Raw genomic sequence first — 13,130 nt, forward strand, 5'->3', positions numbered from 1 at the left:
GCAAGCGCCCGCTCTGCCGGGGAGTCCATGCGTGTTGTCCGGTCTCGTCGAATGCCGCCGGGCCGCGCGGCGCCGACGGTATCCTCGCGCCCGCGGCCCGGTGTCGGTTGCGGCTGGCCGCACCCGGTGCGTGACGAAGCACGATACACCGTCGCGCGGAACCGGTCACCCGTCCCGCGCCGCAGTCGCCAGCGCCGCGCGTACCGGATAGACTGTCGCCCGATTCCTTCCATCGGCCGCGGCGCCCGCCTCCTGCCGCCGCCGGAACGCCCCTTCCCGGAGAACGAATGCTGAAGCGCCAGTGGTTTTCGCTCGTGCTGCTGACGGTTTGCCTGCTCGGACAACGCGCGTCGGCCCAGTCCACGCTCGAACTCGACACCGACGGCACGGCCCGCACCCTCACCCGGCAGACGCTGCTCGCACGCCCCGACGCGACGGACATCCGGGTGCCGCGCGACATCGCGTACGGCCGGCCGATGACGTTCCGCGCGGTGCCGTTCGCCGCGCTGCTCGGCGACACGCCGCTGCCCGCCGACGGCGTGCTCGAAACGCGCGCCGCCGACGGCTTCGCCGCGCAACTGCCGCTGGACCTCGTGCGCCGCCGTGCGCCGGCCGGCGCCGTTCCGTGGCTCGCGATCGAGGACCCGGCCCATCCGTGGCCGAAGCTGCCCGGCAAGCAGGTCAGCGCGGGGCCGTTTTATCTGGTGTGGCTCGGGCCGGACGCCGCGTCGGTGCGCGGCGAGCAGTGGCCGTACCAGATCGTGCGCGTCACGATCGAATCGTCGCCGCTCGCGCGCTGGCCGTCGCTTGCCGTGGATGCCGCGTTGCCTGCCGACAATCCGGCCCGCGCGGGGCAGCACCTGTTCGTCACGCAATGCCTCGCGTGCCACCGGCTCGACGGCGCGGGCAGCAGCCATGCCGGCCCCGACCTGAACACGCCGATGAACCCGGTCGACTACTTCCAGCCGGCCGCGCTGCGCCGCTACATCCGCAACCCGGCATCGGTGCGCGACTGGCCGGGCCGCGTCATGCCTGCGTTTCCGCCCGACCAGTTGAGCGACCGGGAACTCGAACAGATCGTTGCGTATCTCGCGTATATGGCGCGGCGCAAGGCCGCTCGATAACGCGCGGCCCGATTGCACGAGGAACGTTGATGACTTCAGGCGACACGCTGTTCACCATCGCATCGATCGACGCCGCGCAGACGCACCCGCTCCGGGCAGCGATCCTGCTGAACGGCGACCTGAACGCCTGCGAACTGGCTGGCGACCATGCGGCGACGACGCTGCATGTCGGCATGCGCGACGACCGGTCGAACATCGTGGCGGTCGCCTCGCTCTGCGAGGAGCCGCGCGATGACGATCCGGCACGGCCCGCGTGGCGGCTTCGCGGAATGGCCGTTCATCCTGCCGTGCGCGGCATGGGCTTCGGGCGCGTGCTGGTGCAGGTATGCGTGCGGCATGCGCAAGCGCACGGGGCCGCGCTCGTGTGGTGTACGGCACGTGAAGTGGCGTACCGGTTCTATGAAAAGCTCGGGTTTGCGGCCGATGGTGCCTTGGTCACGATGCCGGGGCGCACCGATACTGCGTTTTACGTGATGCGCCGATACATCGATCGGCATTCGCCGGCGGCCTGACGCGAATTTCGCGTTCGCGGCGCCAGGCCGAAACCAGCGCGGCCCGGCGCACACCCTGCCGCCGGGCCGCTGCCGTCACGCTCGGGCTCAGGCCTCTTGCGCGCTCCGCAACACCGCACGCAACAGCACATCCGCCCCCGCCGCCGCCCACTCGGGCGTAATCGCTTCGGCCTCGTTGTGGCTCAGCCCGTCGACGCACGGCACGAAGATCATCCCGGTCGGCGCAACGCGCGCGACATAACACGCGTCATGACCCGCGCCGGACACGATGTCCATGTGCGACAGCCCGAGCGCCCGTGCCGCGTCACGCACCGCGTCGATGCAGCGCGGCGCGAACGGGATCGGCGCATACGTGAAAATCTGCTCGATCTGCGCACCGAGGCCCGTTTCATCGGCCACACGCGCAAGTTCGGCACGCAGCGCCGCGTCCAGTTCGTCGAGCACCGCATCGTCCGGATGACGAAACTCGACCGTGAAGAAGCAGCCGCCCGGCACCGTGTTGCGCGAGTTCGGCCGCGCCTCGATCATCCCGACCGTCGCGCGTGCGTCCGGCGCGTAACGGCGGCCGAGCACCTCGATGAACGAGATCATCCGCGCGGCGCCGACCAGCGCATCACGGCGGACCTCCATCGGCGTCGTGCCCGCGTGCGCGTCGACGCCGGTGAGCGTCACTTCGTACCAGCGCTGCCCCTGCCCGCCCGTCACGACGCCGATCGTCTTGCCGGCCCGTTCGAGAATCGGGCCCTGCTCGATATGCAGTTCATACGCCGCGTGCACCGGATAGCCGCCGACGGGCTCGGTGCCCGCGTAGCCGATCCGCGCCAGTTCCTCGCCGATCGTCCTGCCCGCGCCGTCGGTGCGCGACAGCCCGTATTCGAGCGTATAGACACCCGAGAACACGCCGGCCGACACCATCGCCGGTGCAAAACGCGAGCCTTCCTCGTTGGTCCAGATCACGACGTCGATCGGGCGCTCGGTCTCGACGCCCGCGTCGTTCAGCGCACGCACGACCTCGAGCCCGCCGAGCACGCCGTAGATGCCGTCGTAGCGGCCGCCCGTCGGCTGCGAATCGGCGTGCGAGCCCGTCATGACCGGCGCGGCGTCGGGATTGCGCCCCGGGCGGCGTGCGAACACGTTGCCCATCCGGTCCACGCGCACCGTGCAGCCGGCGTCCTGCGCCCATTGCACGAACAGGTCGCGCGACTCGCGATCGAGGTCGGTCAGCGCAAGACGGCAGACGCCGCCCTTCGGCGTCGCGCCGATCTGCGCCATCCGCTCGAGCGACGCCCACAGGCGGTCGCCGTCGACGCGCGGCGCGCTCGCGTTATCCACGCTGCCATGATCGTCACGCATCGCCGTTCTCCGGCGCGGATTGCAGTGCGTAACGGAAATCGCAGCGCTTGCCGCCCTGCATGATCGTGCTCGTGCGCGTGAGCGCGATGTCCGGCGCATAACCCTGGATGAAATGGCTGTCGCGCGCGCAGCTCAGCAGATGCCCGATCTCGCCGAGCCCCATCGCGTGATACATCTCCGCGTAGCTGCAGCGATGCACGTCGTAGTCGTAGTGCGCGTCGTCCGCGCGCCGCACCTCGACGTCGAGCGCATCGTCCTTCTCCCACAGCACCTGCAGCGCGATGAACGACTTCACGCTCGTGCCGCCCGGCTCCTGCGCGGCGAACGTGCGGCCGGCGTCGACGGCCGCGCCGCGCACGGCTTCCGCGATCACGGCCTGTGCGCGCTCGGCGCCGAACTCGCGCTTCATGATCTCGTAGATCGGCTTGATGATTTCCGCTTCGATGCGGCGCCGCGCGAGGATCCCGAGGCGCGTGTCCTCGGGTGCGGCGGCGGATGTCTGGGTCGCTTCGGTCATGGGGATCGTCCGGGTCGTTTTATCGATGTGTCGCGCTGTGTTGCGCCGTCTTGTTTACTTGGTCGCGGTGCGCGAGCCGCCGAGCACGTCGACGACGGTCCACTTGCCGCCGCGCACCTGGTAGATCGTGAAGGCCGGGTCCTTCAGGTTGCCCTCGCCGTCGAACGCGATCCGCCCCGTCACGCCGGGACGGTCGATCGCACGCACCGCCGCGACCAGCTTCGCCGGCTGCGTCGTGCCGGCCTTCTGCGCGGCCGCGATCAGCGTGGCCGCCGCGTCGTACGCGAACGGCGCATGCAGTTCGATCGGCGCACGGAAGCGCGCCTGGTATTGCGTGTCGAATGCCTTGCCGCCCGGCATCCGGTCGAGCGGCAGGCCCGGTTCGAGCGCCGTCACGCCGTCGCCGTCCTTGCCCGCGAGCGACAGGAAGGTCTGGCTCACGAAGCCGCCCGCGCCGAGCAGCGGCGCGTTCACGCCGAGCTGGTGCATCCTGCGCGCGATCGGCGCGGCTTGTGCATCGAGGCCGCCGAAGAACACGAGATCCGCGCGCTTGCCCTTGATCGCGGTCAGCACGCCGCTGAAATCGGTCGTTTTGTCGTTCACGTACTGGCGATCGACGATCGCCCCGCCGTTCGCCTGCACGCCCTTGATGAACTGGTCGGCGAGCCCCGCGCCGAACGAAGTGCGATCGTCGATCACCGCGATACGCTTCGCCTTCAGCGTCTTCACCGCATACGCACCCGTGAAGTTGCCGCCCGCATCGTCGTGACCCATGATGCGGAACGCCGTCGCATAACCCTGCTGCGTGTATTGATGGCCGGTGGACGCCGGCGCGATCTGCGGGATGCCCGCATCGCGGTAGACGCGCGATGCCGGCACGCTGCAGCCCGTGTTCCAGTGGCCGACGACGCCGATCACGTGCTGGTCGACGAGCTGCTGCGCGACCGCGACGGCCGTGCGCGGATCCGATTGATCGTCGGCCGCGACGAGCTTGTAGACGACCGGCTTGCCGCCGATGGTCGGATGCTTCGCGTTCGCATCGTCGATTGCGAGTTGCGCGCCGTTCTGCAGGTCCTTGCCGATCCGCGCGGACGGGCCGGTGAGCGGCGCGGCGAGACCGATCAGGACCGTCTGCGGCGCGGATTGCGCGAAGGCGGGAACCGAGGCGACCAGAGCGGCCGCCGAGAATGCGAGGCTGGCGTGGAGGAAAGCGATTTTCATGTGCGGGGATCGGTGGATCGAATCAAAACATGAAAAATATTAAATATTTAGCACCCAAACCCCAAATATCCAATTGTTGGATGCTTATACCGCTGGCGACACATTAACCTATATCACTGTAAATGCAGGATATTTTTGTGTTGTCGCTTACCCTGATTTTTCGATAAAATTCGACACATGAAAAATATCGAACAATTGCCGCACGATCCACCGCTGCGCGCGGTGCGTGCGTTCGAAGCCTTCGCGCGCCTCGGGTCGGTGACCGCCGCCGCGGGCGAGCTCGACATCACGCCGTCGGCGGTCAGCCATCAGCTGCAGCTGCTCGAGGCGTTCATCCAGACGCCGCTGACGGTGCGCGAGGGCCGGCTGCTCGCGCTCACCGACGAAGGCCGCGATTACTACCGCTCGATCAGCGCCGCGTTCTCGGTGCTGCGCAGCGCGACGCGCTTCGTGCGCGACCGCTCGTCGCTGCGGCAGATCACCGTCAGCCTGATTCCGTTGCTCGGCATCGGCTGGTTCATTCCGCGGCTGCATGCGTTCCTGGCCGACAACACGGACGTCGACGTCACGGTGTTGTACGCGCATCACCGCAACTACCGCAGCGATGCGTCGGACCTGTCGATCCGCTTCGGCACCGGCGACTGGCCCGGCTATCGCTGCGAACGCCTGCTGCCGGGCGCGATGGTGCCGATGTGCAGCCCGTCGTTCCTGAAGCGCCACGGGCCGTTCCGCACGCCGGCCGATCTCGCGCGCGCCCCGCTCGTGCACGACGAGGATCGCAGCACGTGGGTCAACTGGCTGCAGGGCGCCGGGGTGCGGCATGTGTCGCATGCGGTGGGCCCGATGTTCGAGGACGGCCAGTTGACGCTGAGCGCCGCGCGCGCGGATCTCGGCGCGGCATTGCTGCGCGCGCCGCTGGTCGAACGCGAACTGGCGAATGGCGAGCTCGTGAAACTGTTCGATCACGCGCTCGACGACGGGCGCGATTACTACCTGTGCACGCGCGAGGACGCGGACATGCCGGACGGGGCGCGGCGGCTGGCGGAGTGGTTGAGGAAGATGGCGGGGATTTGAGCGGGGTACGCTGCGCCGATTCGCTTGCTACCGTCTTGCGGCCGAAAAATCTGGTATATATGATATGCATATCATATATCGGAGGCTATCATGAGCCGAATTCTGGTCGATCTGTCGGACGGCCAACTCGACGAGTTGGCCGTCATCGTCGAGACTCAACATCGTCCCCGCGCCGCAATCATCCGCGACGCGATCGATGCCTATATTGCCTTGCACAAGCACCGGCTTGCCGACGACGTCTTCGGTCTCTGGAAAGATCGCAAGGTCGACGGGCTCACCTATCAGGAAGAACTGCGCTCGGAATGGTAAAAGCTCTCTTCGATACCAACATCCTGATCGACTATCTGGGCGGCGTGGAATCCGCTCGTGCGGAACTGGGCCGCTACGACTATCGGGCGATCAGCACGATCTCGTGGATGGAGGTCCTGGTCGGCACGTCCGCACAGGACGAGGCACCCATCCGCGCGTGGCTGTCGTCGTTCGATGTCATCGCACTGGACAGCCCGGTTGCGAATCGTGCCGTGACAATCCGCAAGGAACGCCGCATACGCCTTCCCGATGCAATCGTCTGGGCATCGGCACAAGTGAACGGTCTACTGCTCGTGTCGCGCAACACGAAGGACTTCCCTGCCACCGAACCCGGCGTTCGCGTGCCCTACAAGCTCTGAGTCAGCGCCAAGTCACCTCCGAGTCCGAGCCCGTTGTATGCGCCGGAACTCGGCCCTCCCGCAGCACCTGATACGAACGCGCGAGACGACCATCCTGCGCACGCAATGTGCCAGCTACTCGCGCCGGCACATCACGCCAAACTGCCCCGCTGTCAACCCGCATTCATCGGCTATCCGCCCACCGCCTCACAAGCCCCATCCAATCAAGGGCCGGAAGCAGATAGAAATTCCCGATGCCCCGGATTGAAACAAGCAATTTCACAAGCTCAGGGTGAACCCGGATACTGGCAACACTCCACTCACCACTGAAGCAAAGGAACTCACCAGATGCCGATCATCAACACCCAAATCAAGCCGTTCAAGGCAACCGCTTACCACAACGGCGACTTCGTGCCCGTCTCGGAAGAGAACTTCAAGGGCAAGTGGTCCGTCGTCGTGTTCTACCCGGCCGACTTCACGTTCGTCTGCCCGACCGAGCTGGGCGACCTCGCCGACCGTTACGCGGAATTCCAGAAGCTGGGTGTCGAAATCTACGGCGTGTCGACCGACACGCACTTCACGCACAAGGCATGGCACGACACGTCGGACACGATCGGCAAGATCAAGTACCCGATGATCGGCGACCCGACCCTCACGCTGTCGCGCAACTTCGACGTGCTGATCGAGGAAGAAGGGATGGCACTGCGCGGCACGTTCGTGATCAACCCGGAAGGCGAGATCAAGCTGTGCGAAATCCACGACAACGGCATCGGCCGCGACGCAGGCGAACTGCTGCGCAAGGTGCAGGCTGCGCAATACATCGCGGCGCACCCGGGTGAAGTGTGCCCGGCCAAGTGGACGCCGGGCGCGGAAACGCTGACCCCGTCGCTCGACCTGATCGGCAAGATCTGACGATCGCTCCGCGCGCCTCGCCCGAGGCGCGCGAGACACACGAAGACGGGCCGCCGCCGCATGCGGCCCGCGCCCTCCTCCGGCACGACGTGCCCGACCAGAATCATCAATACGGAATCCGAAACGCCATGCTCGACGCCAATCTCAAGAACCAACTGAAAGCGTACCTCGAAAAAATCACGCGCCCGATCGAACTCGTCGCTTCGCTCGACGACGGCGCGAAATCGCAGGAACTGCTGGCGCTGCTGAACGAGATTGCGTCGCTGACGGATCGCGTGACCGTGACCGAACGCCGCGACGACGCCGAGCGCAAACCGTCGTTCTCGATCGGCGAGCCCGGCAAGCCGGCCGGCATCCGCTTCGCCGGCATCCCGATGGGCCATGAATTCACGTCGCTCGTGCTCGCGCTGCTGCAGACCGGCGGCCACCCGATCAAGCTCGACGACGACGTGGTCGAACAGATCCGCGCGCTCGACGGCGACTACGCGTTCGAAACGTATTTCTCGCTGTCGTGCCAGAACTGCCCGGAAGTCGTGCAGGCGCTGAACGTGATGTCGCTGATCAACCCGCGCATCCACCACGTCGCGATCGACGGCGCGCTGTTCCAGGATGAAGTCGAGTCGCGCCAGATCATGGCCGTGCCGACGATGTTCCTGAACGGCGCGTCGTTCGGCCAGGGCCGCAGCAGCGTGAAGGAAATCCTCGCGAAACTCGATACAGGCGCCAGCGCACGTGCCGCGAAGTCGCTCGAGAACAAGCCGGTGTTCGATACGCTGATCGTCGGCGGCGGCCCGGCAGGCGCGGCAGCCGCCATCTACTCGGCACGCAAGGGCATTGCGACGGGCGTCGTCGCCGAGCGTTTCGGCGGCCAGGTGCTCGACACGATGGCAATCGAAAACTTCGTGTCGGTGCAGGAAACCGAAGGGCCGAAGTTCGCGACCGCGCTCGAGCAGCACGTGAAGCAGTACGACGTCGACATCATGGACGTGCAGCGTGCCGATGCGCTGATTCCGGGCGACGTGCACCAGATCCGCCTCGCGAACGGCGCGGTGCTGAAGGCGAAGACGATCGTCCTCGCGACCGGCGCGCGCTGGCGCGAAATCAACGTGCCCGGCGAGCGCGAATACCGCAACCGTGGTGTCGCGTACTGCCCGCACTGCGACGGCCCGCTGTTCAAGGGCAAGCGTGTCGCGGTGGTCGGCGGCGGCAACTCGGGCGTCGAGGCCGCGATCGACCTCGCCGGCATCGTGAAGGCCGTCACGCTGATCGAATACGGCGCGCAACTGCGCGCGGACGAAGTGCTGCAGCGCAAGCTGCGCAGCCTGCCGAACGTCACGATCGTCACGCAGGCGCAAACGATCGAGCTGACCGGCGACGGCAGCAAGCTGAACGGCCTCGTCTACAAGGATCTGCGCTCGGGCGACACGCAGCGCATCGATCTGGAAGGCGTGTTCGTGCAGATCGGCCTCGTGCCGAACACCGAATGGCTGAAAGGTACGGTCGAACTGTCGAAGCACGGCGAGATCGTCGTCGATGCGCGCGGCGCGACGTCGGTGCCGGGCGTGTTCGCGGCCGGCGACGTGACGACGGTGCCGTTCAAGCAGATCGTGATCGCGGTGGGTGAAGGTGCGAAGGCATCGCTCGGCGCGTTCGACCACCTGATCCGGCAGGACGTTGCACCGGTTGCCGCCGCGCAACCGCAGGTCGAGGAAGCGGTCGCCGCGTAACGCGCGTCGCACATCGGCGCAACAGTTTGTCTCTCTTGGCCCCGCATGCTTTGGTCGGCGTGCGGGGCCCTTTTTATTCCAGGTGCGATCGCGGTTACTTGGTCGTGGTCGGGGCGTCGTTCACCGGCGCCGGTGACGGCGCCTTGACACTGCTCGACTGCCTGACCAGTTGCTCGGTCATCGCAGCGGCAACCGGATTCGCGCCCGACGACGAACCGCCCTGCCGGTACGAACCGGCGCTCGACGAGATCGATGATGTCGACGACATCGACGACGCCGGCGGCGGCGGCAACGACGGATCGAGCTTCGCCGACTCCCTCACGAGCGCGGCCGTCTCCGGCGTTTCGGATTTCGTGGCGGAAGGCGCGGCGGCCGCGTGGCGTTCGAGACCGTCGCGCTTGCGCGGCGCGCGTTGCGTGACCTGCGCGGGGGCAACCGCCCGGGCAGGTTTTGCAGCCGGCGCTGCGGCCGGCGGGGTCGAATCCTGCGCATCGACGGTCACGACGTTGACCTTCGGCGGCGGCGCGCTCGGCTGCGCTTTCTCGCTGACGACAGGAACGGCGGGGACGGATGCGGGTGCGGCACTGACACGCGCGGGTGCAGGTGCGGGTGCTGGGGTTGCCGGGGCGGGTGGCTGCGGGGAAACGGCTGCCTGCTTCGATGCGGTATCGGCCCGGGCCGCCGGGGCCGGCGGCGCGATGGCGCCCTGCACCGCGTGATCGTTGTTCGCGGGTGCCACGGCCGCCGGTGCGGCCGAATCGCCGATGCCGGCGTCTTCGATCGCACGGTGGTCCGCGCGCAGGAGCATCACGTAGGCAGTGCCGGCCGCGGCTACCAGGAGCCCACCGGCGATCATCAAGGTCTTGCGGGTACTCGTCATGCTTGCTCACCGATCATGTCGACGTGAACAAGCCATCATACGCGGCGATCGGCCGCCGATCCCGCATGAATACATTTGGTTGCATTGTGCCGGCAGCAGGTCGTCACGATGTTCGTCAGACGTATCGCCACCCCGCTCCGGCACGGCCGGAACGCCGCCCTTACTCCGGAAACGGCAATTCGGTCTGCCCGTCCGCACGCATGCCGAACGTGTTCAGCGTCATCGCGACGAGCGCGTAGTAGCCGAGCAATGCAACGAGATTCACGACGGTTTCGTGGCCGAAGCGTGCTTGCGCCCGCGCGAACGTCGCGTCGCTCACGCGCCGCGTGTCGTACAACTCGCTCGCGAACGCGTGGATCAGCGCATCGTCGTCCGATTCGAATGCGGGCGCGACGCCGAGCCGAATGGCGTCGGCCGTCGCGGCCGGCACCCCCGCTTCGAGCGCGATCGGATGGTGGATGTGCCACTCGGCCTGCGAGCGCCAGCGCGCGGCCGTCACGAGAATCGCGAGTTCCGACAACCGCAGCGGCAGGCCCGTGCGATAACGGCAGAACGCGCCGAGCTTCTGCGCGTGCTGGGCCAGCTCGGGGCTCGCGATCCAGCCGAGAAACGGCCCGTTCAGGTTGCCGCGCGGGCCGCTGAGGATGTCGGCCAGCACGGCCTTCTGTGCGTCGGTGGCCGACGCGGGATCGAACGGCGGCAGTCTGTCTGTCATGGTCATGTCCCGATGAGGTGCGGATGCGTTCACGCGCCGGCCGACGCGAGCGCCGCGTCGATCGCGCCCGACAGCCGCTCGACGATCGCGTCGATCTGCTGCGCGGTGCAAATGAAAGGCGGCGCAACGAGGATGTGATCGCCGTGAACGCCGTCGATCGTCCCGCCCATCGGATACACCATCAACCCGCGCTGCATCGCTTCGCGCTTGACCGCCGCGTGCAGCTTCAGCGCGGGATCGAACGTCGCCTTGGTGTCGCGATCGCGCACGAGCTCGACGCCGACGAACAGCCCGCGGCCGCGCACGTCACCCACATGCGGATGCGCGCCGTAATGCTCGCGCAGCGACGCGCGCAACTGCTCGCCGCGCGCCCTCACGTTGTCGAGCAGCTTCTCTTCGGCAATCACGCGCTGCACTTCGAGCGCGGCCGCGCACGCGGTCGCATGACCGAGGTACGTGTGGCCGTGCTGGAAGAAACCCGAGCCGTCGACGATCGTCCGGTAGATGCGGTCGCTCACCAGCGTCGCGCCGATCGGCTGGTAGCCGGCGCCGAGCCCTTTCGCGATCGTCAGCAGATCGGGCGCGACGCCGTCTTCGTCGCACGCGTACAGGTAGCCCGTGCGGCCCATCCCCGACATGATCTCGTCGAGGATCAGCAGCACGCCGTACTTGTCGCACACCGCGCGAATCTTCTTCAGGTACGTGCGCACCGGCGGCACCGCGCCGGCCGTTGCGCCCACCACCGTCTCCGCGACGAACGCCGCGACATTGTCCGCGCCGAGCTCGACGATCTTCTGCTCGAGCTCGTCCGCGAGGCGCTGCGCATACGCTTCGTCGGTTTCGCCCGCCAGCTGGTCGCGATAGGCAAAACACGGGCTCACGTGGTGCGCCTCGATCAGCAGCGGCAGGAACGGCTCGCGCCGCCACGCATTTCCGCCGATCGCGAGCGCGCCGAGGGTGTTGCCGTGATAGCTCTGGCGTCGCGCGATGAAATGGCGGCGCTGCGGCTCGCCCTTCTCGACGAAATACTGGCGCGCGAGCTTCAGCGCGGCCTCGACCGCCTCGGAGCCGCCCGACACGAAATACACGTGTTCGAGGCCGGCCGGCGCGGCTTCGACGAGCCGGTCGGCGAGTTCCTCGGCCACGTCGGTCGTGAAGAACGACGTGTGCGCGTAGGCCAGTTGCTGCGCCTGCTGCTTGATCGCGTCGATCACGCGCTGGTTGCTGTGGCCGAGACACGAAACGGCCGCGCCGCCGCACGCGTCGATATAGCGTTTGCCGGTCGAATCGATGATCTCGATGCCGTCGCCTGCGACGGCGACGGGCAAGGTGGCGCGCGGAGCGCGATGGAAAACGGTCGTCATGCGTTGCCTCATGGATCAGGATGCGTCGCGCGCGCGTCCGGACGGCACGATGCGCGTCGCGAAACGCTGCGTGCCTTGTTGGTGAATGGTGACGTCGATCGACGCCGCGCCGATCGTGAACACGGCCGTGGCCAGCGTATTTTCGTCGTCGGGGTCCGCAGGATCGTCGCGGTAGATCGGCAGCCCTTCCGGTGCACGATCGCCGAGCACGCGCAGCAGCGCGGCTTCATCGATCGCGTCGATACCGGGAACAAGCGCGTCGACGCGGCGCTGGCGGTCGGCCGACGATTGCGTGACGATCTGCGCCTCTGCTTCACAGCCCGGATGCACGAGATGGTTCGCGTGCCCGGCCAGCGTCGCCACGTCGACGACCGAGCAGCGCGCGGCACTCGCCTCGATGCTCAGCAGCCGCGTGTCGCCGGTCGCGCCGAGCGTATGGTGAAAGCCGCTCGCGCGCGCATTCACGCGCAGCACGTCGGCGGCCTCGTCGAGCGACGCCGCATCGAGCACGGCGCGCGCCAGGATCATGCGCGGCACGCCCGGCGCGGGCGTCCTGATCCGCAGGTTGTTGATCGCCTGCACGATCCCGGCCCGGTTCGCGGCAAAGGTGTGCCCCGGCAGCGAGCCCGGGTAGTAGAAACTGACGAAGCCCGGCTTGCCCACGGGCTGCACGTCGACGAGCAGGCAGCGTTCGCGCAGGAACGGATCGCCGTCCTCGTTGTGCGCGATCCAGCGCGTGCCGGCCGCGTCGCGCGCGGCCAGCGTCGTGCAGCCGTCCGGCGCGTTGTGGATCAGCTCGCCGCGGCAGTTCCACAGGAAGATGTCCCCGGCCGGCCAGCCGACACCCGCCGCGATTCCGTCCAGTTCCGCGACGAGATCGGGGTACGCGGCCAGCGCCGCCTGCCGCAGCGCATCGACGAACGGACGGCCGCGCCAGCGGCGCACGGCCTGCCACGCGCTGCTCTGCCGCATGTACGCGTCGAACACGGGACGGGCGAGCTCGCCGAGGCGCACGCCGATGTCGAACGGCGCGCCGGCGATGACGGGGGAAAGGGAAAGCGGCATGTCGGCCATTTCGGTTTCG

Annotated in this window: 14 protein-coding genes; 7 read left to right on the forward strand and 7 right to left on the reverse strand. The window is 67.6% G+C overall.

The genetic code is table 11. From position 1 onward, the window contains the following. The first annotated feature begins 287 nt into the window (after positions 1-287). Both E9536_RS01940 and E9536_RS01945 read left to right on the forward strand, forming a co-directional pair. On the forward strand, positions 288-1,124 hold the full coding sequence (locus E9536_RS01940) for a cytochrome c (protein ID WP_124838301.1): 837 nt from the start codon (positions 288-290) through the stop codon (positions 1,122-1,124). 29 nt (positions 1,125-1,153) lie between these two features. Beyond that, complete coding sequence (locus E9536_RS01945; protein ID WP_136469182.1) at positions 1,154-1,636, forward strand: GNAT family N-acetyltransferase; 483 nt, start codon at positions 1,154-1,156, stop codon at positions 1,634-1,636. 87 nt (positions 1,637-1,723) lie between these two features. Here the strand turns inward: E9536_RS01945 and E9536_RS01950 are convergent, their stop codons facing one another. From E9536_RS01950 to E9536_RS01960, 3 genes are read right to left on the reverse strand one after another with little or no spacing between them, the layout of a single operon-like run. Further along, positions 1,724-2,989: a Zn-dependent hydrolase gene (locus E9536_RS01950; protein WP_124838299.1), complete on the reverse strand. Its 1,266-nt coding sequence runs from the start codon at positions 2,987-2,989 to the stop codon at positions 1,724-1,726. Continuing rightward, complete coding sequence (locus tag E9536_RS01955) at positions 2,982-3,506, reverse strand: L-2-amino-thiazoline-4-carboxylic acid hydrolase (protein ID WP_021160901.1); 525 nt, start codon at positions 3,504-3,506, stop codon at positions 2,982-2,984. Before E9536_RS01955 ends, E9536_RS01950 begins: the two co-directional genes overlap by 8 nt. Positions 3,507-3,560: 54 nt before the next feature. Further along, on the reverse strand, positions 3,561-4,727 hold the full coding sequence (locus E9536_RS01960; protein ID WP_060172555.1) for a branched-chain amino acid ABC transporter substrate-binding protein: 1,167 nt from the start codon (positions 4,725-4,727) through the stop codon (positions 3,561-3,563). 177 nt (positions 4,728-4,904) lie between these two features. Between E9536_RS01960 and E9536_RS01965 the strand changes: the two genes are divergently transcribed. The 5 genes from E9536_RS01965 (at position 4,905) to ahpF (ending at position 9,087) form a co-directional block, all read left to right on the forward strand. Beyond that, complete coding sequence (locus E9536_RS01965) at positions 4,905-5,801, forward strand: LysR substrate-binding domain-containing protein (RefSeq protein ID WP_021160899.1); 897 nt, start codon at positions 4,905-4,907, stop codon at positions 5,799-5,801. Positions 5,802-5,891: 90 nt separating this feature from the next. Next, positions 5,892-6,110, forward strand: coding sequence for a hypothetical protein (locus tag E9536_RS01970; RefSeq protein WP_021160898.1), 219 nt, complete (start codon positions 5,892-5,894; stop codon positions 6,108-6,110). Further along, complete coding sequence (locus E9536_RS01975; RefSeq protein ID WP_021160897.1) at positions 6,104-6,469, forward strand: type II toxin-antitoxin system VapC family toxin; 366 nt, start codon at positions 6,104-6,106, stop codon at positions 6,467-6,469. Before E9536_RS01970 ends, E9536_RS01975 begins: the two co-directional genes overlap by 7 nt. 327 nt (positions 6,470-6,796) lie before the next feature. After that, the gene (gene ahpC / locus E9536_RS01980; RefSeq protein ID WP_006488685.1) at positions 6,797-7,360 is read left to right on the forward strand and encodes an alkyl hydroperoxide reductase subunit C; all 564 of its coding nucleotides are present in this window, start codon (positions 6,797-6,799) and stop codon (positions 7,358-7,360) included. Positions 7,361-7,488: 128 nt separating this feature from the next. After that, a complete protein-coding gene (gene ahpF / locus E9536_RS01985; protein ID WP_136469183.1) occupies positions 7,489-9,087 on the forward strand; it encodes an alkyl hydroperoxide reductase subunit F in 1,599 nt (532 codons plus the stop codon). Between the two features lie 94 nt (positions 9,088-9,181). Here ahpF and E9536_RS01990 read toward each other — a convergent pair whose 3' ends face one another. From E9536_RS01990 to E9536_RS02005, 4 genes are all read right to left on the reverse strand, one after another. Beyond that, positions 9,182-9,967 (reverse strand): extensin, encoded by a 786-nt coding sequence (locus E9536_RS01990; RefSeq protein ID WP_136469184.1) that lies wholly within the window; start codon positions 9,965-9,967, stop codon positions 9,182-9,184. 160 nt (positions 9,968-10,127) lie between these two features. Beyond that, entirely contained in the window at positions 10,128-10,682 is a 555-nt protein-coding gene (locus E9536_RS01995) for a carboxymuconolactone decarboxylase family protein (RefSeq protein ID WP_060315218.1), read from the reverse strand. A 29-nt stretch (positions 10,683-10,711) separates the two neighbouring features. Further along, entirely contained in the window at positions 10,712-12,046 is a 1,335-nt protein-coding gene (locus E9536_RS02000; protein WP_136469185.1) for an aspartate aminotransferase family protein, read from the reverse strand. Between the two features lie 15 nt (positions 12,047-12,061). Continuing rightward, the gene (locus E9536_RS02005; protein WP_136469405.1) at positions 12,062-13,111 is read right to left on the reverse strand and encodes a C45 family peptidase; all 1,050 of its coding nucleotides are present in this window, start codon (positions 13,109-13,111) and stop codon (positions 12,062-12,064) included. Positions 13,112-13,130 lie beyond the last annotated feature (19 nt).

This window comes from Burkholderia sp. LS-044, assembly GCF_004803625.1.
Lineage (GTDB): Bacteria > Pseudomonadota > Gammaproteobacteria > Burkholderiales > Burkholderiaceae > Burkholderia > Burkholderia cepacia.

Excerpts from the sequence above, each read along its gene's own strand:
- E9536_RS01940 (WP_124838301.1), top strand. The coding sequence starts at position 288 with ATGCTGAAGCGCCAGTGGTTTTCGCTCGTGCTGCTGACGGTTTGCCTG.
- E9536_RS01945 (WP_136469182.1), top strand. The coding sequence starts at position 1,154 with ATGACTTCAGGCGACACGCTGTTCACCATCGCATCGATCGACGCCGCG.
- E9536_RS01990 (WP_136469184.1), bottom strand. The coding sequence starts at position 9,967 with ATGACGAGTACCCGCAAGACCTTGATGATCGCCGGTGGGCTCCTGGTA.
- E9536_RS01995 (WP_060315218.1), bottom strand. The coding sequence starts at position 10,682 with ATGACAGACAGACTGCCGCCGTTCGATCCCGCGTCGGCCACCGACGCA.
- E9536_RS01965 (WP_021160899.1), top strand. The coding sequence starts at position 4,905 with ATGAAAAATATCGAACAATTGCCGCACGATCCACCGCTGCGCGCGGTG.
- E9536_RS01970 (WP_021160898.1), top strand. The coding sequence starts at position 5,892 with ATGAGCCGAATTCTGGTCGATCTGTCGGACGGCCAACTCGACGAGTTG.
- E9536_RS01960 (WP_060172555.1), bottom strand. The coding sequence starts at position 4,727 with ATGAAAATCGCTTTCCTCCACGCCAGCCTCGCATTCTCGGCGGCCGCT.
- ahpC (WP_006488685.1), top strand. The coding sequence starts at position 6,797 with ATGCCGATCATCAACACCCAAATCAAGCCGTTCAAGGCAACCGCTTAC.
- E9536_RS01975 (WP_021160897.1), top strand. The coding sequence starts at position 6,104 with ATGGTAAAAGCTCTCTTCGATACCAACATCCTGATCGACTATCTGGGC.
- ahpF (WP_136469183.1), top strand. The coding sequence starts at position 7,489 with ATGCTCGACGCCAATCTCAAGAACCAACTGAAAGCGTACCTCGAAAAA.
- E9536_RS01950 (WP_124838299.1), bottom strand. The coding sequence starts at position 2,989 with ATGCGTGACGATCATGGCAGCGTGGATAACGCGAGCGCGCCGCGCGTC.
- E9536_RS01955 (WP_021160901.1), bottom strand. The coding sequence starts at position 3,506 with ATGACCGAAGCGACCCAGACATCCGCCGCCGCACCCGAGGACACGCGC.
- E9536_RS02005 (WP_136469405.1), bottom strand. The coding sequence starts at position 13,111 with ATGCCGCTTTCCCTTTCCCCCGTCATCGCCGGCGCGCCGTTCGACATC.
- E9536_RS02000 (WP_136469185.1), bottom strand. The coding sequence starts at position 12,046 with ATGACGACCGTTTTCCATCGCGCTCCGCGCGCCACCTTGCCCGTCGCC.